Genomic DNA, 511 nt, shown 5'->3' on the forward strand with positions numbered 1-511 from the left:
ATCCGCGGCTGTCGTTCACCACGATCGGCGTCTTGCGGATCTGCTTCACGTAATCCATCGCCTTGGCGAGCGTTTCGTCGCTCGTCTTCTTGCCCATGATGATCTCGACAAGTTGCATCTTGTCGACAGGCGAGAAGAAATGGATGCCGATGAAATTGTCGGGCTTCGCGGAAGCTTCCGCGAGGCCGGTGATCGGCAGCGTCGAGGTGTTGGAGCCGTAGATGCCACCTTCGGCGAGCTGCGGCTCGGCCTTCTTCGTCACTTCCGCCTTGATGTCGCGGTTTTCGAAGACGGCTTCGATGACGAGATCGGCGCCCTTCAGGTCGTCGTAATTCGTCGTCGGCTTGATGAGACCGAGAAGCTTGTCGGCCTTGTCCTCAGTGGTCTTACCGCGCTCGAGCGCTTTCTTCAGGAGCTTTTCGGAATAGGCCTTGCCCTTTTCGGCATTCGCCTGATCGGTGTCGAGGAGCACGACTTCCATGCCGGCCTGCGCCGACACATAGGCGATGCC

At 58.9% G+C, this 511-nt stretch carries 1 protein-coding gene; it reads right to left on the reverse strand.

What is annotated here, in order from left to right:
• Positions 1-511 (reverse strand): 3-hydroxyacyl-CoA dehydrogenase family protein (locus tag ACFC3J_RS23095; RefSeq protein ID WP_375198229.1); only part of this gene is annotated, 511 nt, incomplete at both ends.

Source organism: Sphingobium sp. (assembly GCF_041987595.1).
Classification (GTDB): domain Bacteria; phylum Pseudomonadota; class Alphaproteobacteria; order Sphingomonadales; family Sphingomonadaceae; genus Sphingobium.